This is a genomic window from Bacillus cereus group sp. Bc061 (assembly GCF_027715825.1).
GTDB lineage: Bacteria > Bacillota > Bacilli > Bacillales > Bacillaceae_G > Bacillus_A > Bacillus_A paranthracis.
In genome coordinates this window covers 205,467-225,624 of the sequence record NZ_JAQFTZ010000004.1, presented here as the reverse complement: position 1 = coordinate 225,624, position 20,158 = coordinate 205,467, and the positions used below count along the sequence as shown (strand labels likewise).

Sequence of the window (20,158 nt, the reverse complement as noted above, 5' to 3'; positions counted from 1 at the left end):
AAGCCATTTCCTTTTCATAGATGCTAAAATTATACATGCAGCTGCTAATATAAATAGAAAAAAGGAGATAGTGGAATATGGAAAGTAAAGTAGAACGCTACGTCGAAAACTATGTTGTAAATAAAAATACAATGGCCTTACTTCCTGTAATTCTCAGTGAAAAGAAAATTGTTACGCGAGTTGTTGAAGTGCAAGACTCTTTTTTCGTATTTCAAAAACCTCTAGATATTATAGAAAGAAGTTGTCGCAAGCATGGTTCTAGTTTCTTAGGCAGAAAAGAAGGAACGAAAGAGTTAACTCACATTACACATAAAGCACCAATTGCAATTAGTCCGACCGATCAACTTTATTTTTTCCCTACCTATTCGTATTCTAGAAAAGAGTGCGCGTGGTTATCTCATTTTTATATTGAAAGCAATAAAGAATTAAAAGATGGAAACCTTATTATCCGATTTATAAATGGCTTTGCTGTGAAGTTAGAGATATCGAAAACTAGTTTTGAAAATCAACAAAATCGTACTGCGAAATTGCGAACGGAGTATGAAGATCGTAGGAAAAAACAAGGGAATCCTTGCTTTAAAGAGGTTGATCAAAGGGATGAATCAACATTAAGACCAGCTTATGAGAGAGTGTATGTTGTTAGAGAAGAGGATGTATGAGAGGAAAAGGATGAGGTGACTCATCCTTTTTGATTTCATTATATATACAGTTTACGCTGTAAGATTTATAAACAAAATGAGAGAATGTACAAACTTTTGTTCTCGAAGGGTTCAAGATAATATATAATTACAATATAATGGGAAAATTATACATATTCACTATAGTGTGAACATACAGTATATTTTTTCATCCTGTATAAAAAGGAGATGGTATGTTGAAAAGGAACCTGTTATTTTGGGCGCAATATATTCTTGCTTTGCCTATATTTTTTCTTACATTTGTGTTTACTAGTTTCACTGGTAGTCAGTTGATGATAGGCGCTGATAAACGATATTTTGTTTTCACACCTCAAAATACGACAGATTATAGTCAAATTAGTGAAATTGATAAATTGCTATTTGCTTTTTCAATTCAACCGTTTGTCACTATAGTATGTTTTCTGTCAATCGTGTATGTACTGACACTTATTGTCTTTCAAATTATTGAATGTAAGAAGAAAAGAAAGATATTACATAGCCTGCAATATATGATTCTTATACCAATTTTTCTTTATTTGTGGTTAGGAACGATGGAATTTTCCGCAGTTAATTTAACGTGGATAGATAACTGGAAAGATTATCTTATCTTCACTCCTGCAACTATAACGAATGAAGAAGATATATATATGATTGATAAATTTTTATACAAATTTCGAATGGTACCTATTTGGAGTACATTATTAATACTATCTTTCTTACATATGTTAATACTTATCGTGATTGACAGTGTACGCTTGCTAAAAAAATTGCTTGTAAGAACTAGCCATTAGAGGATTGTTTGAGGGTAAAATAATCATCCGTCGCTACCTATATGAAAAAGACTAATTATTACTTTTTGCATTTTCTTCTTTCTCATAAAATGTAACCATTAAGCTATAATCGGCGCGTGTTATTTAAAATAACTTCACGTCCTGTCGAATATTGATAGATTATCATAGCATAATAATGAAGGAATTCTCATGAAAGATATGGAAACTTAATAATTACATCTCCATATGTCGTATCTACCATTTCCTCTTTCATATAGGCAATGATACAGTAGAGGTAGTACTTAGAGTAAAGGGGTAAAGTGTAGAATGGATTTTCAGACAATCAAAGAGCATTTTTCACCAGAAAATATGGATCATATTGTTGAAAGCTATAAAGCGTTTGGACCACTTCTTGGTATTGGGTTACCGATGATAGAGGCGTTAATTCCAGCATTGCCACTCATCGTATTTGTACTGGCGAATGCTGTTGCATTTGGATTTTGGCTCGGTTTTCTTTATTCTTGGCTTGGATCAGTAATGGGTGCCTTACTTGTCTTTTTCATAATCCGCCATTTTGGCCGAAGTCGTTTCTTTTCTTTTGTAAATAAGCATGAGAAAGTACGAAAGGCAATGGGGTGGATTGAAAGGAAAGGGTTCGCACCGATTTTCGTCATATTTTGTTTTCCGTTTACACCATCTGCGCTTATAAATGTTGTTGCTGGTCTATCTCGCATTAGTGTAAAACAGTTTGGTCTTGCGCTCGCGTTCGGAAAGCTTGTGATGATTTTTATTTTAACGTATATCGGTCATGATTTAATGTCATTTATTCATAATCCGGTGAAATCAGTCATTGTAGCAATTGGTATTTTTATTTTATGGTATGTCGGTAAGAAAATCGAAGTAAAGTTAGAACTACATTAAGAATAGTCTTCTTTGTAAAGGAAAGCTTCATTATTAATAGATAAGGGGAGAAGCGGATGAAGAAAACTTTGAAAAAAGAAGGCATAGAGTGGATACGAACAATTTTAATTGGTGTATTATTAGCTGTATTTTTTCGAACGTTTTTCTTTTCAACGTACGTTGTAGAGGGGAAATCAATGATGCCGACATTGCAAGATGGCAATATGCTCGTTGTAAATAAGGTGAGTTACCAAGTGGGGGACTTGAATAGGTTTGATGTTGTTGTATTTCATGCGAACAAAAAAGAGGACTACGTAAAACGAATTATCGGTTTACCTGGGGATCATATTGAATATAAGCATGATAAACTATATATAAACGGACAATTCGTGGATGAACCTTATCTAGAGAAATATAAGAAAGAGATAAATGGACGACAACTAACAGGTGACTTTACGCTAGAAGAGTTAACGAAGGAAAAAACGGTGCCACCTGGATATATTTTTGTAGTGGGTGATAACCGCCTCGGGAGCTGGGATAGTAGACATTTTGGTTTTGTAAAAGCTGATACAGTTGTCGGTAAAGTTGATTTACGATATTGGCCAATTCAAGAGGTGCAAACGAATTTTTCAAAAGGTTGATATAATAGGTAGAAGTATAGAAAAAGACAAACTACTCCGTTTGTCTTTTTTCGTGTCCTATAATACAATTATAGTAGCAAACTAACGTTCGTTATGTAAGTGAAAGGTGGGGTTACATGTCACTTCGATTTGTGATTGGTAGAGCGGGAAGTGGAAAAAGTACACTTTGTTTACACGAAGTGCAAGAAGAGTTAAAGCAGCGTCCAAGAGGGGAAACAATATTATATCTTGTGCCAGAACAGATGACATTCCAAACGCAGCAGGCGTTAATTGGTAGTGAGGATGTTAGAGGTTCTATTCGGGCACAAGTTTTTAGTTTTTCACGATTAGCGTGGAAAGTATTGCAAGAAGTTGGCGGAGCGAGTCGTCTTCACATTGATGAAGCGGGCGTACATATGTTACTTCGTAAAATTGTAGAGTCTCGTAAAGATGGATTATCGGTATTCCAAAAAGCAGCGGAGCAAAATGGTTTCTTTGAACATCTTGGCAGTATGATTGCGGAGTTTAAACGATATAACGTGACGCCATCAAACGTATATGAAATGTGGCAACAATTAGATGCACATAGTAGCAGTGCTGAACAAAAGCTATTAGCGAATAAAGTGTATGACTTACAGTTATTATATGATGATTTTGAACGTGCTTTAATCGGAAAGTACTTAGATTCAGAAGACTATCTGCAATTGCTAGTGGAAAAGCTTCCGCAGTCTGAATATGTAAAGGGAGCTGAAATTTATATAGATGGCTTCCATTCGTTTTCACCGCAAGAACTAGAAATTGTAAGACAGCTTATGATTTGCGGTGCGAGAGTGACAATTACATTAACGATAGATGAAAAAACGTTAGCGCAGCCAGTAAATGAACTAGATTTATTTTATGAAACGACGTTAACGTATGAAAAAATAAAACAAGTAGCGCGTGAAGAGAAAATAGAAATTGAAAAAACGATTCCGCTTATGGAACAACCGCGTTTTCATTCTCCAGCATTAGCGCATTTAGAAGCTCATTATGAAGCGCGTCCGAATGAGAAATTTAACGGGGAAGCAAGTGTAACGATTCATACAGCCGCGAATTTACGAGCTGAAGTAGAAGGCGTTGCTCGTGAAATTCGTAGACTTGTGGCGGATGAAGACTATCGTTACCGAGATATTGCAGTTCTTCTTCGTAACGGAGAAAGTTATTACGATGTAATGCGGACTCTATTTACAGATTATAATATCCCGCACTTTATCGATGAAAAACGCCCGATGTCACATCATCCGTTAGTAGAATGCATTCGTTCTGCACTCGAGATTATTAGCGGGAATTGGCGTTATGATGCAGTATTTCGCTGCGTGAAAACAGAGCTTTTATATCCATTAGACGTAAGAAAAGAAACGATGCGCGAAGAGATGGATGAGTTTGAAAACTACTGTTTAGCGTACGGTGTACAAGGGAAAAGATGGACTTCTGAAGATCCGTGGATGTATCGCCGCTATCGTTCTCTTGACGATACGGACGGGATGATTACAGACAGTGAACGTGAAATGGAAGAGAAAATAAATCGATTGCGTGACGTTGTAAGAACGCCTGTTATTCGTATGCAAAAAAGACTGAAGCGTGCGGGAACGGTTATGCAAATGTGCGAAGCTGTTTACTTATTTTTAGAAGAGCTTGACGTTCCGAAAAAATTAGAAGCATTACGTATTCGTGCAGAAGAGAGCGGAGATTTCTTATTTGCGACAGATCATGAACAAGTATGGGAAGAAGTAATGAGTCTTCTTGATACGTTCGTTGAGATGCTTGGCGAAGAAAAAATGTCACTTTCTATGTTCACAGACGTTATGTCGACAGGTCTTGAGGCGCTTCAATTCGCAAACATTCCGCCGTCATTAGACCAAGTGTTAATTGCGAATATTGATCGTTCTAGATTATCAAATGTGAAAGCAACATTCGTCATTGGAGTGAATGAAGGTGTGATTCCAGCAGCACCGATGGATGAAGGTATGCTTTCTGATGAAGAAAGAGATGTTCTTAGCGCTGCAGGTATTGAACTCGCACCAACGACGAGACAAACTTTATTAGAAGAACAGTTTGTTATGTACCAAATGGTAACGAGAGCAACTGAGAAATTATACATTTCATGCCCGCTTGCAGATGAGGAAGGAAAGACGTTACTTGCGTCTAGCTTTATTAAGAAAATAAAAAGAATGTTCCCTGATGTGAAAGATACATTTATTACGAACGACGTAAATGATTTATCACGTTCGGAACAAATTTCATATGTAGCAACACCAGAAGTAACGTTGTCATATGTTATGCAGCAACTTCAAACGTGGAAGCGATATGGATTTGAAGGCAACTTAGACTTTTGGTGGGATGTATATAATTTCTACGTTACTTCAGATGAATGGAAGCAAAAAAGTAGCCGCGTATTATCAAGCTTATTCTACCGAAATCGTGCGCAAAAGCTAAGTACAGCGGTAAGTAGAGATTTATATGGAGATAAAATAAAAGGAAGCGTTTCTCGTATGGAATTATTTAACCGTTGTGCGTACGCTCATTTTGCGCAGCACGGTTTATCGTTAAGAGAGCGTGATATTTTCAAACTTGATGCGCCAGATATCGGAGAGCTCTTCCATGCAGCGCTGAAGAGAATTGCAGATAGGCTATTACGTGAAAACCGTACTTGGGCGGATTTATCAATAAAAGAGTGTGAGCATCTTTCTGCTGTAGTAATAGAAGAGATTGCACCGTTATTACAAAGACAAATTTTATTAAGTTCAAACCGTCACTTCTATTTAAAACAAAAACTACAACAAATCATTTTCCGTACGTCAATCATTCTTCGTGAACATGCGAAGTCTAGCGGTTTCGTACCAGTTGATCTAGAAGTGCCATTTGGTATGGGCGGTACAGGATCACTTCCGCCAATGGAATTCTCCTTACCTAATGGTGTGAAGATGGAAGTAGTTGGCCGTATTGACCGTGTTGATAAGGCAGAAGATGAAAAGGGAACATTCCTACGTATTATTGACTATAAATCAAGCTCAAAAGCGTTAGACTTAACGGAAGTGTATTACGGATTAGCACTTCAAATGTTAACGTATTTAGATGTTGTTACTTCAAATGCGCATACGTGGATGAAAAAAGGCGGCACGGCATCACCAGCTGGTGTATTGTATTTCCACATTCATAACCCAATTGTGGAGGTAAAAGGTGACGCATCTGAAGCAGAAATTGAAAAGGAAATTTTAAAGAAATTCAAAATGAAAGGTCTCGTACTAGGAGATGCTGACGTTGTTCGTTTAATGGATAACAAACTTTCAACAGGAAGCTCTGATATTATTTCTGCTGGTCTGAAAAAAGACGGTAGTTTTAGTGCGCGTTCAAGTATTGCTAGTGAACAAGAGTTTAACGTCCTGCAAAAATACGTACACCATACGTTTGAAAATATCGGGAAAGACATTACAGAAGGCGTTATTGATATTGCTCCTTACAAAAAGGGGAATAAAGCGGCATGTACGTTCTGTAACTTCAAATCTGTTTGTCAGTTTGATGAATCACTTGAAGATAACCAATTCCGTACGCTAAAAGATATGAAAGATAGCGAAGCGATGGAGAAAATTAGAGAGGAGGTTGGCGGAGAATGATAGAAAATTGGCCTAAAAAACCAGAAGGTAGTCAGTGGACAGATGACCAGTGGAAAGCGGTTGTAGCGAACGGACGTGATATTTTAGTCGCGGCAGCAGCAGGATCAGGGAAAACAGCAGTATTAGTTGAACGTATTATTAAAAAGATTATTAATGAAGAGAATCCAGTCGATGTCGACCGCCTGCTCGTTGTAACATTTACGAATGCAGCGGCGCAAGAGATGAAAAACAGAATTGGGGAAGCATTAGAAAAAGTATTAATTGATGAGCCGGGCTCTCAGCACATTAGAAAGCAGCTGAGCTTATTAAATAAAGCTTCCATTTCAACGATCCATTCATTTTGTTTACAAGTTATTAGAGGATACTATTACATGCTTGATGTTGATCCTCGTTTCCGCATTGCCAATCAAACAGAAAATGAACTATTAAAAGAAGAAGTGCTAGATGACATATTAGAAGAAGAGTATGGGATAGAAGATAATACGATATTCTTTGAACTCGTTGATCGTTATACGAGTGACCGTAGTGACGATGATTTACAACGTATGATTTTAGCGCTTCATACAGAATCAAGAGCGCATCCAAATCCGGAAAAATGGCTCGATAAATTAGTAGAAGCATATGACGTCGAAGGAAAGACAATTGAAGATTTAGTGTACGCCTCTTACTTATTAGAAGATGTGAAATTCCAGCTTGAAACAGCGGAACAGCATATTCGGAAAGCAACGGAACTCGCAATGCTTCCTGACGGTCCAGCGCCCCGTGTTGAAACACTGCAAGCGGATTTAGCTTTACTTGGAACGTTATCATCAGCTGCTCGTGAGTCATGGACAAGCGTATATGAAGCGATGCAAAACGTATCGTGGCAAACATTAAAGCGTATTAAGAAAAGCGATTATAACGAGGATGTTGTAAAACAAGTAGACTCTCTTCGTAATAAAGCGAAAGATGAAGTGAAGAAATTACAAGAAGAGCTATTTAGTCGCAAACCTGAAAGTTTCTTACGAGATTTTCAAGATATGCATCCTGTATTAGAAAAACTCGTACAGCTTGTAAAAGTATTTACAGAGCGTTTCCAAGCGATGAAGCGAGATAAAGGAATGGTCGATTTCACAGATTTAGAGCATTTCTGTTTACAAATTTTAAGTGAACAAAGTGAAAATGGTGAAATGAAGCCATCAGCAGTAGCGCTTCAATATCGTAATAAATTTGCTGAAGTATTAGTCGATGAATATCAAGATACGAACTTCGTACAAGAATCAATTATTAAATTCGTAACGAAAGATTCTGAGAGTGAAGGAAACTTATTCATGGTAGGTGACGTGAAACAGTCGATATATCGTTTCCGACTAGCAGAACCAGGATTATTCTTAGGAAAGTATAAACGCTTCACGCAAGAAGGATTAGGCGGCGGAATGAAAATTGACTTAGCGAAAAACTTCCGTAGTCGTCATGAAGTGTTAGCGGGTACAAACTTTATCTTCAAACAAATTATGGGCGAAGAAGTTGGGGAAATCGATTACGATGCTGACGCTGAATTAAAGCTAGGTGCTAGCTATCCAGAAGGTGAAGATGTAGCAGCTGAACTATTGTGCATTCAGCAAACAGAAGAAGAAGTAATAGACGGTGAAGAAGGTGCGGAAGTAGAAAAAGCACAGCTTGAAGCTCGTCTTATGGCGCAGCGCATTAAAGCGATGGTTGATTCAGGTTATGAAGTGTATGATCGTAAAACGGATAGTATGCGCCCTGTACAATACCGCGACTTCGTTATTTTACTTCGCTCCATGCCGTGGGCACCGCAAATTATGGAAGAGTTAAAATTGCAAGGAATTCCAGTATACGCTGATCTTGCGACTGGTTACTTTGAAGCGACAGAAGTAAATATTATGATGAACGTATTCCGCGTTATTGATAATCCGATGCAAGATATTCCGCTTGCAGCAGTACTTCGTTCCCCAATCGTTGGATTAAATGATGAAGAACTTGCAACGCTTCGTGCTCATGGGAAGAAAGGATCGTTTTATGAAGTAATGAGCTCATTCTTAAAAGGGGCACCGCTTGAAGAAGAAAAAGAACTACATGATAAATTAGAGTGGTTCTATAACTTACTGCAAGGATGGCGTGAATTTGCGCGCCAACAGTCTCTTTCTGATTTAATTTGGAAAGTGTACGGTGAGACAGGTTATTATGACTTTGTCGGTGGTTTACCAGCTGGAAAGCAAAGGCAAGCAAACTTGCGTGTACTATATGACCGCGCAAGACAATATGAAGCAACATCGTTTAGAGGACTATTCCGCTTCTTACGCTTTATTGAGCGTATTTTAGAACGCGGTGATGATATGGGTACGGCGAGAGCTTTAGGTGAACAAGAAGATGTCGTTCGCATTATGACAATTCATAAAAGTAAAGGACTTGAGTTTCCAGTCGTATTTGTCGCTGGACTTGGTCGTCGCTTTAATACACAAGACTTAATGAAGCGTTTCTTACTGCATAAAGACTTCGGTTTCGGTTCGCAATTTATCGATCCTCGTAAACGAATTAAATATACGACATTATCACAACTTGCAATTAAGCGTAAAATGAAAATGGAATTAATTGCGGAAGAAATGCGCGTCTTATACGTAGCGTTAACACGTGCAAAAGAGAAGTTAATTTTAATTGGAACAGTTAAGGATGCAACTAAGGAAATGGAAAAATGGCTGGATGCGAGAGAGCATAGTGAATGGTTATTACCAGATCATATACGTGCCGGAGCGTCTTGCTACTTAGACTGGATTGCACCTTCATTATATAGGCACCGTGATAGTGAAATACTTCTTGAATTAGGACAAGGAAGTGTTCCAGATGAAATTTATGGGTATGACACTAGCTGGAAAGTAGAAGTTGTTGACGGTAACACGTTACTCGCGCCAGAACCGGTTCAAGAAGAGAAACAAGAATTGTTAGAAGCACTTCGTGAGAAAAAGGCCGTTCCCCTGCAAAGTGAACGGAAAGAAGAGGTGTACGATAGATTAATGTGGAAGTACGGATATGAGGAAGCGACATCTCATCGTGCGAAGCAATCTGTTACAGAAATAAAGAGAAATTATCAATCTGAAGAAGGTAGCGATAATGCCTTTATTAAAAAATTACGTGCACCAATTAGGACACGTCCTCGTTTTATGGAGAAAAAGGGATTAACATATGCAGAGCGCGGAACAGCAGTACATGCCGTTATGCAGCATGTTGATTTGAAGAAGCCGATTACAGAAGAAGTGATTCGGGAGCAAATTGCTGGAATGGTAAATAAAGAATTATTAACATTCGAGCAGGCGGAAGAAATTGCGATTGAAAAAGTAATTTCATTCTTTGATAGTGACCTAGGTAAAAGGGTATTAGCGGCGAAAAGTGTTGAGCGTGAAGTACCATTTACGATGATGCTTGCAGCAGAAGAAGCGTATCAAGATTGGCAAGGGCAGAGCGGGGAATCCATTCTTGTCCAAGGGGTTATTGACTGCATGATTGAAGAGGAAGATGGTATTACTTTAATCGACTTTAAAACGGATACGATTGAAGGGAAGTTCCCAGGTGGATTTGATCAAGCGAAACCAATTTTAGAAGAGCGATATAAAGTCCAGCTTTCGTTATATGCAAAGGCACTTGAGAAAAGCTTACAACATCCTGTGAAAGAGAAATGTTTATACTTCTTTGATGGTAATCATGTTATAAAAGTTGAGGAATAGAGGGGCTTGCAAATGGTAACGGAAAAAACGTTAAGAACGTGTGAAAAAGGACATGAGTACTATAAAAGTAGCGATTGTCCAACTTGCCCAACCTGTGAGAAAGAGAGAACGCCAAAAGAAGGGTTTCTTTCCCTTCTTTCAGCGCCAGCAAGAAGGGCGCTAGAGCATCATGGAATTCACACTGTAGAAGAACTCTCAAAGTATAGTGAGAAAGAAGTTTTAAAACTGCATGGTATGGGACCTGCGTCGATGCCGAAGCTTAGAAAGGCTTTGGAGGAACAAGGATTATCATTTAAATAAAAAGAGTGCTATGCTCTTCTAGAAGAAATAGAAAAGAGTCCATCACGTTAGATGGACTCTTTTACTATCTACCTATAAAGAGTAATTACAGGGCAACTGTTTGATTAAGCTGTTCCAATCTGGTCTTGATCCGCCACATCAGAATCAAACGTATTTGTTGCACTAACACCGTTAAAAGTATTCACGACAAATCCAACATTGGAAGCTCCAGATCCATTATAAGCTTTCGTATTTTCTTTCGGAGAAACGTTATAAAAATCCCCTAAATTGAAAGAACCATTACTGTTTTGCACGACGAGATTTCCAACAACAGAAGGCATACCATCCACCTACTTTACTAAACTTTGTAATTACTATATGAATTATTGTGCGGAAGGTTCATCTGTAATATATTGGCGAATTTGCATAATACGAGAGTTATTAAAAACATAATCAACATTTCCAATTTGAAATCCACCAGAGTTTAAAAGTGTGCGCAATTCAACGTTATTCACTTCAATAAAAGGACATTCATTTACAATGTTTAATTTTACATCTGTCGTTCGTTTCGGGATTGTAATGTATTCATCTGTAAAGATTTCAAATGCATCTAAGCGACCTTCGTCTTTTATATAACAAGGGAATTCCCGGTGAACGGCAAGAGCTCTACTTTTTAATTCCATTTGATTGGCATCTCCAACTTGAAATACGGCAGCAATCCCTAACGAAACAATAGAAACATTTTGGACAATAGACACGTGATGTAACATAATTTCTCAGTCTCCTTAACCTGGAGTAGGAGGGACATCTGTTACTAATGGCACAAATGGACCCTCTGTAACAGTTTCAAACGGCGTATCAAGAATAGAAGATAGAATGAGGAAATTTGCATCCCCAATTAAAAAGAGTGCGGACGACGATACACCGTTCATTTTAATCTGTCCGACTTTGAACTCGCGGTTTACAACGTTAAGGTTCATACATACTTACTCCTTTCGGAAATTGCCCGGTATGTGTTGAATAAACGAAAGGAAGGCCTTGTCGATATCATGTTTCATAGCTTGAATAATGATATCTCGTAAATAATCTGGATCTGTTGAAATCCCTTCATGTGATTGTGCTTGTGATAAGTAATAAGGAAGCCTATGCTCCATCTGTTTTTTTATGTCATCAACCATCATTTGTCGATACATTTCATCGAGTGGCGTTCTCTCTTCCTGTTCAAAATGGAGAATTCGATTATATGCTTCTTCATCTAAGTAGCGATGCATTTCCTGAAGAATGCCTTGGTAAAAATCTGGATTTGTGTCAGTTTCAGGATTGACCTTCAAAGTTTCCGTATCAACTTGAAAATCCTCAATTTGCTGTCCTTTTGTTGAAAAGGGATTTAATCCAATATTTAAAGTGCCATTTAAATTTTCTACTTTTAATTGATCGAATTTATATTCCACTTTTCCTACAGAAGAGGAGGGGCGACTTTTTAATTCATTAAGCTCTTCTTGTAATTGACGAACTTGATCTTCTAAGTTAAGAATGGTCGCTTGTTGTGCTTGAAGAGCTTGTTGAAGTTGGTGTAAGTAAGTATATATATCTTGATTCATTTGTGAAACCTCCTTTTCAATAGGGAGGGTAAATATATTCCTACTATATATTTATGACAAGGATGTCTTAAGAAGAACTAGTTGATGGTTTGATAGAAATAATTTGTCCTTTCGCTTGTAATGGGCGAAGGGGTTCTGTAAATCCGCCAGTATTTGAGAATTTAGATAGGGCTTTAATACTTCCGGCAGTACCAATCTGGAATACAGAAGAGGTTGTAATGCTATCAATTTTAATACTGTTAATGATGATGCTTTGGTTTACATAAAAATTCAATACAATCGCCCCCTTTAAGTTGAACCAATTATCGCTTGATCAACAACATCTGAATCATTAACAGTCGTTGCGCTTTGATAATTGTAGACAGAAACGTTATCTCCAACATTAAAAGAGCCGGCCCCAGCGAAAGCGCGTGAATAACTAATAGGCCTAATCGCAAATACATCTCCAATATGAAAAATACCACTTGATCCAATATTAACGATACGAATATGTCCGACCATAGCTGGCATACAAAACACCTTTCGTTTTTAAAATTTTCTTTTCTACTATTGTATGGGCGTTTTTAATAAAATGTGTGTTTTTTTGAAATAAAAGAAACACACACGTTATTGTGTGTGTGTGTCGAGTGTTTGATTAGGGTGAAAATCCGTATGTACATGCCAAATTGCATTTAAGAGCCTGTCCAGTTCTTGGCTACAATCCACTGTTTTTTGAGAAGTCATTCCGTAGCGTTCAGCAAAATAAATCATTTTTTCACGTTTTTTTTCAATCGCTTGCTCAAACATTGAAATCGGCTCCATCTCTAAATGAAATTTTTAGTATATATGTAGTACATATTATACAAAAAAAACATAAAAAAGAAATGCATTCGCTAAAAAAAGTAAAATTTCTACATTTTATGCCAAATGATAAAGGAGTAACGAATCGGATATGAGAAGAATATTGTAAAAATTAGCGTGTATGAGAAGGTTTTTTTCTTACAGATGCGAATACAATTAAAAGGTATGAGTTTTAGGATGGAGAGTGGAAATGTTGCGTTTGGTAACGGCGAAAAAAGAAGAAAAGGTATTTGTAGGTATTGTGGATGAAGAAGAAGAAAAGGTATTGCACTTAAGAGAAGCGCAAAGGCAAAAGGGAGAAAAGGTTACAATCCCTATTACAATGTTAGAATGTATTGAAAGAGGAACCGAATGTGTTGAAAAAATGTGTGAAATTGTCAATTGGGCGAAGGAAAATGAAGGAACGGCGTATTACCCGTTAACTGAGGTGAAAATATTAGCACCAATTCCAAGGCCAAGAAAGAATATTCTTTGCGTTGGAAAAAATTATCGTGAGCATGCGATGGAAATGGGCGGCGTAGAGTCAATTCCAGAAAATATAATGATCTTTACGAAAGCACCAACGACAGTGATTGGAATGGATGAAAAAATTAATAGTCATCCCCACGCAACAAATGAATTAGACTATGAAGGGGAACTAGCTATCGTCATTGGTAAGCGAGGGAAACAAATAAAAAAAGAAAAAGCGCTTGAGCATGTTTTTGGTTATACCATTATAAATGATATAACTGCTCGCGATATTCAAAGGAAGCATAAGCAATTTTTCCTTGGAAAAAGTTTCGATACATTTTGTCCGATGGGACCGTATTTAATTCATAAATCGATGGTTAGTGCGCCAAATGCGTTACACATTGAAACGGTAGTAAATGGAGAAGTAAGACAAACTTCAAATACAAATAAAATGATTTTTTCAATAGAAGAAATCATTTCAACGATAAGTAAAGGAATGACATTAGAACCAGGAGATATTATCGCAACAGGAACCCCGGCTGGTGTTGGAAAAGGTTTCACACCACCGAAGTTTTTGCATGCCGGTGATGAAGTAGTTGTTACAGTAGAAGGAATTGGTACTTTGCGAAATGTAGTGAAGTGAAGAAAAGAGCTATCTTATTAATAAGATAGCTCTTTTCTATGGTCTTGGGTGATAGAGGTAATCGATAACGGAAAAAGTGTAAAGACCAATGACTGCAAGTGTACAAATGCCAAATAGTATAACCGTAAGTGCGCTTTTTTCGCGTCCAAAACCAATGATAGTAAGAATAACAGTAGTCCAAAATGATGCTTTCAGTAGTGTGAATGTAGTGGGAGTTGAGTAGTGACTAAGCGATGTTACGGAAAGTAGGAAGCCAAAGAATGTAACTAAAAGAAAAGTTGTAGCTAAATAGTTAATATGTTTGCCGTATCTTAATAACATATCGCACCTCCTTTATGAATTTAAAATACAGAAAATTACAATTTTATTTTAGTATAAATCAATATAAAATGAAAGAGGTTGTCCCAACATGTAGGACAACCTCTCTATTATTACGATAATACAGCTTTAATTTTTTGGAATGCCCACTCTAAATCTTCTTCAGAGATTACTAGAGGTGGTGCGATACGAATTACGTTTTCGTGTGTTTCTTTACATAACAGTCCAGCTGCTTTTAGTTGTTCACAGTAAGGGCGAGCTGGCTCGTTTAATTCGATACCGATAAATAAACCTTTACCGCGAACTTCAGTAATCATTGGGTTATCGATTTCTTTTAATTGTCCAACTAATTTTTCACCTAATTGAAGAGAACGCTCTGTTAATTTTTCTTCTTCTAACACTTCAAGAGCTGCGATAGAAACAGCACATGCAAGTGGATTACCACCGAATGTAGAACCGTGAGAACCTGGCTCAAATACCCCTAAAATGTCGCGGTTTGCTGCAACGCAAGAGATTGGGAATACGCCGCCGCCAAGCGCTTTACCAAGTATGTACATGTCAGGAGTTACACCGTCCCAGTCACAAGCAAATACTTTACCAGTACGGCCTAAGCCAGTTTGGATTTCATCTGCTACGAATAAAACGTTTTCTTTTTTACATACTTCAAGAGCTTCTTTTAAGAAACCAGCTGGGGGGATGTTAATCCCTGCTTCACCTTGGATTGGCTCTAAAATGAATGCAGCTGTGTTTGGTGTAATAGCAGCTTTTAACGCTTCTAAATCACCGTAAGGAATTACAACGATGCCAGGAAGCATTGGACCGAATCCGCGCTTGTACTCTTCGTTTGAAGACATAGAAACAGCACCCATCGTACGTCCGTGGAAGTTATCTTCACAAACGATAATTTCAGCACGGTTTGCTTCTACTTTCTTCACATCATAAGCCCAGCGGCGAGCTGTTTTAATTGCAGTTTCAACAGCTTCTGCACCTGTATTCATTGGAAGTACCATTTCTTTATTAGTTAGTTTCGCAACTTTTTCGTACCAAGGACCTAATTGATCGCTATGGAAAGCACGAGAAGTTAACGTAACACGATTAGCTTGGTCAATTAAAGCGTTAATAATTTTTGGGTGACGATGACCTTGGTTTACTGCCGAATATGCACTTAATAAGTCCATATAGCGGTTTCCTTCAGGATCTTCTACCCAAACGCCTTCTGCTTTAGAAATAACGATTGGAAGTGGGTGATAGTTATTTGCCCCGTATGTGTCTGTAAGTTCGATAATATCCTTAGTTTGAATCATGATTGTTCCCCCTTTTGTTATTACAAGAAGTTTGTAAATACTCTAAATATTATAGCATTTAAATGTAAAAAAGCGAAACATTTCCTGAAAATAAATGAACATGTTATCATATAGAATGAAAAAGTGTGAAAAGAGGAGGTAAGGGATACGATGGTACATATGCATATTACAGCATGGGCGTTAGGTTTAATTTTATTTTTCGTTGCGTATTCACTTTATTCAGCAGGAAGAAAAGGGAAAGGTGTACATATGGGGCTTCGTCTTATGTACATTATCATTATTGTGACAGGTTTCATGTTGTACATGGGTATTATGAAGACTGCAACAAGTAACATGCACATGTGGTATGGTTTAAAAATGCTAGCTGGTATTTTAGTTATCGCTGGAATGGAAATGGTTCTTGTGAAAATGAGCAAGAACAAGGCAACGGGGGCATTCTGGGGATTATTTATTATCGCGCTTGTAGCGGTATTTTATCTAGGACTAAAATTGCCGATTGGTTGGCAAGTATTCTAATAAAGAAAATAAAACCACCTTATAATCTCAAATATTTGGGAAATAAGGTGGTTTTTTATTTTATGTTGCATCGATATGCAACTCTTCTCCGTTTACTTTCGTAAAACGAAACATATTTTTATTTGACGTAGCGTGACGAACGAAATGGTGCTGCAGTGTACAAATCATCTCTTCGTTATCAAATAAAAGAATATTTACTCCTTCGCATGCTTCCTCTTTCGGTAAAAAGGATAAATAATTATGACAATACATGCAATCATATAAAGAGTAATGAAGTGATTGCAATGCCTCTGTTAATAAGGCGAAGACAGAGTCAGGTAATTCCTCAAGCCATTCTGTATAGCTAAGGAGTAATTTTTTACGAATGCGTATCATTTCCCCATTTTGCAAATGGTGCTGTTCGTTGGCGATTTGTAATATATCTTGTTCATAGAAACGAGCCGGTAGCCAGTTGTTGTTATATAAAATTTCAAATCCATCTTCGGCAATATCTTCTAATAAAAATGCTTCCTCATTTTCATCATCAAAGAATACCCATTCATTGTTTATATATTCTACATTACCGACCGTATGAGCGCGAGGCTGGTTATATAAAATATGTTTACGTTGTATCATACACGATTTCTCCTTTTGAAAAGTAGTTATTCCTGTTATAGACAGTTCGTGCATTCTTTATAACTAGACACATCTACACATAGGTGGGCATACAATAAAACACGTTTTACTGAGTGAAAATGCTATTCCGTATATGGATAGTAGGTTATCGTCAAGTTTTTCATTTTGTAATCCGCACCTCTTAGGGTGGGGATTACTGCACGTTCAAGAAAAGAAATAAGATGGAAGGATGATTTATATGTGCGGGATTACAGGATGGGTGGATTATAAACGCTCATTAGAAGGAGAACGGGACGTCGTTACGAAGATGGCTGAGACGTTAGCGAAGCGTGGCCCAGATGATAATAAAGTTTGGATTAAAGGCAATGTCGCATTTGGGCATAAACGGTTAATCGTTGTTGATCCTGAAGGTGGTAAACAGCCGATGACTTGTTTAAAAGATGAAGCAAATTATGCAATTTGCTATAACGGCGAACTGTATAACACGGAAGATATTCGAAAGGAACTATTAAGAAGAGGATATACGTTCAAAGGTCATTCTGATACGGAAGTACTATTAGCATCGTATATGGAATGGAAAGAAGAATGTGTCGATCATTTAAACGGTATATATGCGTTTGCTGTATGGGATGAACAGAAAGAACAAGTGTTTATTGCGCGCGATCGATTAGGGGTAAAACCACTATTTTATAAATATGACAGTGGGCGATTACTATTTGGCTCAGAGTTAAAAGCGATATTGGCGCATCCAGATGTGAAGGCGGAAGTGACGTTAGAAGGATTATCTGAAATATTTGGCCTTGGACCATCTAGAACGCCTGGCCACGGCATTTATGCTGGTATAAAAGAATTACGTCCAGGTCATGCGATGACATTTTCAAAGAACGGTTTATGCATATGGAGATATTGGAATGTAGAAAGTAAAAAGCATGAAGATTCCTTTGAAGAAACAGTAGAAAAAACACGATTTTTATTACAAGATTCGATTACAAGGCAGCTCGTTTCTGATGTACCATTATGTACTTTTTTATCAGGCGGTGTAGATTCAAGCGCTATAACAGCAATTGCTGCAAAAGAATACGAAAGATCGGGAAAAGGTCAATTACACACGTATTCGGTTGATTACGAAGATAATGACAAATACTTTAAAGCAAATGCGTTTCAGCCAAATTCAGATGCACCATTTATTCATTTGATGACGGAGACGTTTCAAACGATCCATCATCGCTGCGTCATTTCAAATGAACAATTAGCGCAGTATTTAACAGAAGCAGTACTCGTTCGTGATTTGCCTGGTATGGCAGATATCGATTCGTCATTATTATGGTTTTGCCGCGAAATTAAACAAGATTTTGTCGTCGGTTTATCTGGGGAATGTGCAGATGAAATATTTGGTGGTTATCCGTGGTTTTATAGAGAAGATGATTTACAATCGAGCGCATTTCCGTGGATGCGTTCTACAGAAGCGCGTGAACAATTGCTAAAGAAAGAATGGAGAAATAAATTAAATTTACAACAATATGTACAGCAGCGCTATGAAGAGTCCATTCAAGAAGTTCCTATTTTAGATGGGGAAAGTCCGCTAGAAGCAAAAAGACGCCAATTATTTTATTTAAATATGGTATGGTTTATGACAACATTATTAGACAGAAAAGACCGTATGAGTATGGGTGCAAGCTTAGAAGTACGCGTTCCATTTGCGGATCACCGACTTGTCGAATATGCTTGGAATATTCCTTGGGAAATGAAAATGTATAAAAATCGCGAAAAAGGTCTATTACGTAAAGCGTTAGAAGGATTACTTCCAAATGACATCTTATATAGAAAGAAGAGCCCGTATCCGAAAACACATAATCCGCACTATACGAAAGCAGTAACAGTATGGCTACAAGATTTATTAACAGATAAAGGATCGATTTTACACGAACTATTTGATAAAGAACAGCTGAGCGGATTAATTGAGTCAGGCGGCAGTGCATTCCAAACGCCATGGTATGGTCAATTAATGACTGGGCCACAACTTTTAGCTCATTTAGCACAAATTCACGTTTGGTTTAAAGAATATGGAGTAAATATTAAAGAATAGGAGAAAAGCGACTTACTTTATAAGTAAGTCGCTTTTTATTAAATAAATTGTCATATAAAATTCAAAATCATATTAGAAAAAATACTTATTTAGAATAATTATCTTTACGTACTTATTATTAGTTGTTATAATTGGAAACAAATGTTCTTGAAAAAGATTCTCATTTATAAAATTGAGGTGTTATATAGATGAAAAAGAAAAAAATAGGTTTACTCGTAATGGCGTATGGAACGCCGGATTCATTAGATGAAGTAGAGGCATATTATACACATATTCGTCATGGGCGTAAGCCGTCCGAAGAAGCACTCCAAGATTTAATTGGACGTTATAAAGCGATTGGTGGAATTTCACCGCTTGCAAAAATTACGAAAGAGCAAGCGCATAAATTAACAGACTCAATGAATAATATGTTTACAGAGTATGAATTTAATTGTTACTTAGGCTTAAAACATACTGCTCCGTTTATAGAAGATGCAGTAGAAGAGATGAAGCGCGATGGAATTGAGCAAGCGATTAGTATCGTATTAGCGCCGCATTATTCTACCTTTAGCATTAAGGCATATAACGAGCGTGCAATTCGTCTCTCGGAGGAAATAGGTGGTCCTGTTATTGAACCAATTGAACAATGGTATGATGAACCGAAATTTATTTCGTATTGGGCAGATCAAATAAAAGAAACATTTACAAAGATTGAAGATAAAGAGAAAGCAGTTGTAATTTTTTCAGCGCATAGTTTACCAGAAAAAATTATTGCAGCAGGTGATCCTTATGTGGAGCAATTGCAGCATACGGCGGATTTAATCGCAGCAGCTGCAAACATCCAAAACTATACAATAGGTTGGCAAAGTGCCGGAAATACACCTGATCCATGGATTGGACCGGATGTGCAAGATTTAACGAGAGATTTATTTGAAGAGCATAGATATAAATCTTTCATATATTGCCCAGTTGGTTTTGTGGCAGAGCATTTAGAAGTTTTATATGACAACGATTACGAGTGTAAAGTTGTGACGGATGAATTAAATGCTGCGTATTTTAGACCAAATATGCCGAATGCACAATCTACATTTATTGATTGTTTAGCTACAATTGTTTCCAGAAAAATGAAAGAAATAGTTGACAAAGAACTAATTTTGAATAATAATTAATTTATAATAATTTTAA

General features: G+C 37.2%; 21 protein-coding genes. 11 read left to right on the top strand and 10 right to left on the bottom strand.

Annotation, left to right across the window (positions count from 1 at the left end; translation table 11 throughout):
- Window positions 1-77 precede the first annotated feature (77 nt).
- The 7 genes from PDQ40_RS17355 (at window position 78) to PDQ40_RS17325 (ending at window position 10,642) form a co-directional block, all read left to right on the top strand.
- Window positions 78-659 carry a competence protein ComK gene (locus tag PDQ40_RS17355; protein ID WP_000444431.1) on the top strand — a complete coding sequence of 194 codons (582 nt, stop codon included), beginning with the start codon at window positions 78-80 and terminating at the stop codon, window positions 657-659.
- Window positions 660-871: 212 nt separating this feature from the next.
- Complete coding sequence (locus tag PDQ40_RS17350; protein WP_001996923.1) at window positions 872-1,468, top strand: DUF4306 domain-containing protein; 597 nt, start codon at window positions 872-874, stop codon at window positions 1,466-1,468.
- A gap of 306 nt (window positions 1,469-1,774) precedes the next feature.
- Window positions 1,775-2,368 (top strand): TVP38/TMEM64 family protein, encoded by a 594-nt coding sequence (locus PDQ40_RS17345; RefSeq protein ID WP_000347510.1) that lies wholly within the window; start codon window positions 1,775-1,777, stop codon window positions 2,366-2,368.
- A gap of 56 nt (window positions 2,369-2,424) precedes the next feature.
- The gene (gene lepB / locus PDQ40_RS17340; RefSeq protein WP_000751900.1) at window positions 2,425-2,988 is read left to right on the top strand and encodes a signal peptidase I; all 564 of its coding nucleotides are present in this window, start codon (window positions 2,425-2,427) and stop codon (window positions 2,986-2,988) included.
- A gap of 116 nt (window positions 2,989-3,104) precedes the next feature.
- Window positions 3,105-6,620 carry a helicase-exonuclease AddAB subunit AddB gene (addB, locus tag PDQ40_RS17335; protein ID WP_000058548.1) on the top strand — a complete coding sequence of 1,172 codons (3,516 nt, stop codon included), beginning with the start codon at window positions 3,105-3,107 and terminating at the stop codon, window positions 6,618-6,620.
- The gene (gene addA / locus PDQ40_RS17330) at window positions 6,617-10,342 is read left to right on the top strand and encodes a helicase-exonuclease AddAB subunit AddA (protein WP_000572278.1); all 3,726 of its coding nucleotides are present in this window, start codon (window positions 6,617-6,619) and stop codon (window positions 10,340-10,342) included. The genes addB and addA overlap by 4 nt, the downstream gene beginning before the upstream one ends.
- Window positions 10,343-10,354: 12 nt before the next feature.
- Window positions 10,355-10,642, top strand: a complete 288-nt coding sequence (locus PDQ40_RS17325) for an RNA polymerase alpha subunit C-terminal domain-containing protein (protein WP_000255720.1) — start codon at window positions 10,355-10,357, stop codon at window positions 10,640-10,642.
- A 104-nt stretch (window positions 10,643-10,746) separates the two neighbouring features.
- Here the strand turns inward: PDQ40_RS17325 and gerPF are convergent, their stop codons facing one another.
- The 7 genes from gerPF to PDQ40_RS17290 form a co-directional block, all read right to left on the bottom strand.
- Entirely contained in the window at window positions 10,747-10,962 is a 216-nt protein-coding gene (gerPF, locus tag PDQ40_RS17320) for a spore germination protein GerPF (RefSeq protein ID WP_001141566.1), read from the bottom strand.
- 42 nt (window positions 10,963-11,004) lie between these two features.
- Complete coding sequence (locus tag PDQ40_RS17315; RefSeq protein ID WP_000902335.1) at window positions 11,005-11,391, bottom strand: spore germination protein GerPE; 387 nt, start codon at window positions 11,389-11,391, stop codon at window positions 11,005-11,007.
- 15 nt (window positions 11,392-11,406) lie between these two features.
- Complete coding sequence (gerPD, locus tag PDQ40_RS17310; protein ID WP_001052802.1) at window positions 11,407-11,601, bottom strand: spore germination protein GerPD; 195 nt, start codon at window positions 11,599-11,601, stop codon at window positions 11,407-11,409.
- 6 nt (window positions 11,602-11,607) lie between these two features.
- Window positions 11,608-12,222 carry a spore germination protein GerPC gene (gene gerPC / locus PDQ40_RS17305; protein WP_001070748.1) on the bottom strand — a complete coding sequence of 205 codons (615 nt, stop codon included), beginning with the start codon at window positions 12,220-12,222 and terminating at the stop codon, window positions 11,608-11,610.
- Window positions 12,223-12,289: 67 nt separating this feature from the next.
- Complete coding sequence (gene gerPB / locus PDQ40_RS17300; protein WP_001012508.1) at window positions 12,290-12,496, bottom strand: spore germination protein GerPB; 207 nt, start codon at window positions 12,494-12,496, stop codon at window positions 12,290-12,292.
- Between the two features lie 14 nt (window positions 12,497-12,510).
- A complete protein-coding gene (gerPA, locus tag PDQ40_RS17295; RefSeq protein ID WP_001111188.1) occupies window positions 12,511-12,732 on the bottom strand; it encodes a spore germination protein GerPA in 222 nt (73 codons plus the stop codon).
- A 96-nt stretch (window positions 12,733-12,828) separates the two neighbouring features.
- Window positions 12,829-13,008, bottom strand: a complete 180-nt coding sequence (locus PDQ40_RS17290) for an aspartyl-phosphate phosphatase Spo0E family protein (protein ID WP_000462840.1) — start codon at window positions 13,006-13,008, stop codon at window positions 12,829-12,831.
- Window positions 13,009-13,252: 244 nt separating this feature from the next.
- Here PDQ40_RS17290 and PDQ40_RS17285 point away from each other — a divergent pair, with 244 nt between their 5' ends.
- Complete coding sequence (locus PDQ40_RS17285) at window positions 13,253-14,155, top strand: fumarylacetoacetate hydrolase family protein (RefSeq protein ID WP_000945298.1); 903 nt, start codon at window positions 13,253-13,255, stop codon at window positions 14,153-14,155.
- Window positions 14,156-14,191: 36 nt separating this feature from the next.
- Here PDQ40_RS17285 and PDQ40_RS17280 read toward each other — a convergent pair whose 3' ends face one another.
- The gene (locus PDQ40_RS17280) at window positions 14,192-14,476 is read right to left on the bottom strand and encodes a hypothetical protein (protein ID WP_000926868.1); all 285 of its coding nucleotides are present in this window, start codon (window positions 14,474-14,476) and stop codon (window positions 14,192-14,194) included.
- A 110-nt stretch (window positions 14,477-14,586) separates the two neighbouring features.
- On the bottom strand, window positions 14,587-15,777 hold the full coding sequence (gene rocD, locus PDQ40_RS17275) for an ornithine aminotransferase (RefSeq protein WP_000616655.1): 1,191 nt from the start codon (window positions 15,775-15,777) through the stop codon (window positions 14,587-14,589).
- Between the two features lie 150 nt (window positions 15,778-15,927).
- Between rocD and PDQ40_RS17270 the strand changes: the two genes are divergently transcribed.
- Window positions 15,928-16,293, top strand: coding sequence for a YisL family protein (locus PDQ40_RS17270; protein WP_000233491.1), 366 nt, complete (start codon window positions 15,928-15,930; stop codon window positions 16,291-16,293).
- Between the two features lie 60 nt (window positions 16,294-16,353).
- On the opposite strand, the gene PDQ40_RS17265 is transcribed toward PDQ40_RS17270, so the two are convergent.
- The gene (locus PDQ40_RS17265; protein WP_000616053.1) at window positions 16,354-16,908 is read right to left on the bottom strand and encodes a DUF2777 domain-containing protein; all 555 of its coding nucleotides are present in this window, start codon (window positions 16,906-16,908) and stop codon (window positions 16,354-16,356) included.
- 238 nt (window positions 16,909-17,146) lie between these two features.
- Here PDQ40_RS17265 and asnB point away from each other — a divergent pair, with 238 nt between their 5' ends.
- Both asnB and hemH read left to right on the top strand, forming a co-directional pair.
- The gene (gene asnB, locus PDQ40_RS17260; RefSeq protein ID WP_214328681.1) at window positions 17,147-18,994 is read left to right on the top strand and encodes an asparagine synthase (glutamine-hydrolyzing); all 1,848 of its coding nucleotides are present in this window, start codon (window positions 17,147-17,149) and stop codon (window positions 18,992-18,994) included.
- Between the two features lie 188 nt (window positions 18,995-19,182).
- Entirely contained in the window at window positions 19,183-20,142 is a 960-nt protein-coding gene (gene hemH / locus PDQ40_RS17255) for a ferrochelatase (protein ID WP_000727370.1), read from the top strand.
- Window positions 20,143-20,158: the final 16 nt, after the last annotated feature.

Bases quoted from the DNA above. Each gene is read 5' to 3' on its own strand.
- PDQ40_RS17355 (WP_000444431.1), top strand. From the start codon at position 78: ATGGAAAGTAAAGTAGAACGCTACGTCGAAAACTATGTTGTAAATAAA.
- PDQ40_RS17350 (WP_001996923.1), top strand. From the start codon at position 872: ATGTTGAAAAGGAACCTGTTATTTTGGGCGCAATATATTCTTGCTTTG.
- PDQ40_RS17345 (WP_000347510.1), top strand. From the start codon at position 1,775: ATGGATTTTCAGACAATCAAAGAGCATTTTTCACCAGAAAATATGGAT.
- lepB (WP_000751900.1), top strand. From the start codon at position 2,425: ATGAAGAAAACTTTGAAAAAAGAAGGCATAGAGTGGATACGAACAATT.
- addB (WP_000058548.1), top strand. From the start codon at position 3,105: ATGTCACTTCGATTTGTGATTGGTAGAGCGGGAAGTGGAAAAAGTACA.
- addA (WP_000572278.1), top strand. From the start codon at position 6,617: ATGATAGAAAATTGGCCTAAAAAACCAGAAGGTAGTCAGTGGACAGAT.
- PDQ40_RS17325 (WP_000255720.1), top strand. From the start codon at position 10,355: ATGGTAACGGAAAAAACGTTAAGAACGTGTGAAAAAGGACATGAGTAC.
- gerPF (WP_001141566.1), bottom strand. From the start codon at position 10,962: ATGCCTTCTGTTGTTGGAAATCTCGTCGTGCAAAACAGTAATGGTTCT.
- PDQ40_RS17315 (WP_000902335.1), bottom strand. From the start codon at position 11,391: ATGTTACATCACGTGTCTATTGTCCAAAATGTTTCTATTGTTTCGTTA.
- gerPD (WP_001052802.1), bottom strand. From the start codon at position 11,601: ATGAACCTTAACGTTGTAAACCGCGAGTTCAAAGTCGGACAGATTAAA.
- gerPC (WP_001070748.1), bottom strand. From the start codon at position 12,222: ATGAATCAAGATATATATACTTACTTACACCAACTTCAACAAGCTCTT.
- gerPA (WP_001111188.1), bottom strand. From the start codon at position 12,732: ATGCCAGCTATGGTCGGACATATTCGTATCGTTAATATTGGATCAAGT.
- PDQ40_RS17290 (WP_000462840.1), bottom strand. From the start codon at position 13,008: ATGTTTGAGCAAGCGATTGAAAAAAAACGTGAAAAAATGATTTATTTT.
- PDQ40_RS17285 (WP_000945298.1), top strand. From the start codon at position 13,253: ATGTTGCGTTTGGTAACGGCGAAAAAAGAAGAAAAGGTATTTGTAGGT.
- PDQ40_RS17280 (WP_000926868.1), bottom strand. From the start codon at position 14,476: ATGTTATTAAGATACGGCAAACATATTAACTATTTAGCTACAACTTTT.
- rocD (WP_000616655.1), bottom strand. From the start codon at position 15,777: ATGATTCAAACTAAGGATATTATCGAACTTACAGACACATACGGGGCA.
- PDQ40_RS17270 (WP_000233491.1), top strand. From the start codon at position 15,928: ATGGTACATATGCATATTACAGCATGGGCGTTAGGTTTAATTTTATTT.
- PDQ40_RS17265 (WP_000616053.1), bottom strand. From the start codon at position 16,908: ATGATACAACGTAAACATATTTTATATAACCAGCCTCGCGCTCATACG.
- asnB (WP_214328681.1), top strand. From the start codon at position 17,147: ATGTGCGGGATTACAGGATGGGTGGATTATAAACGCTCATTAGAAGGA.
- hemH (WP_000727370.1), top strand. From the start codon at position 19,183: ATGAAAAAGAAAAAAATAGGTTTACTCGTAATGGCGTATGGAACGCCG.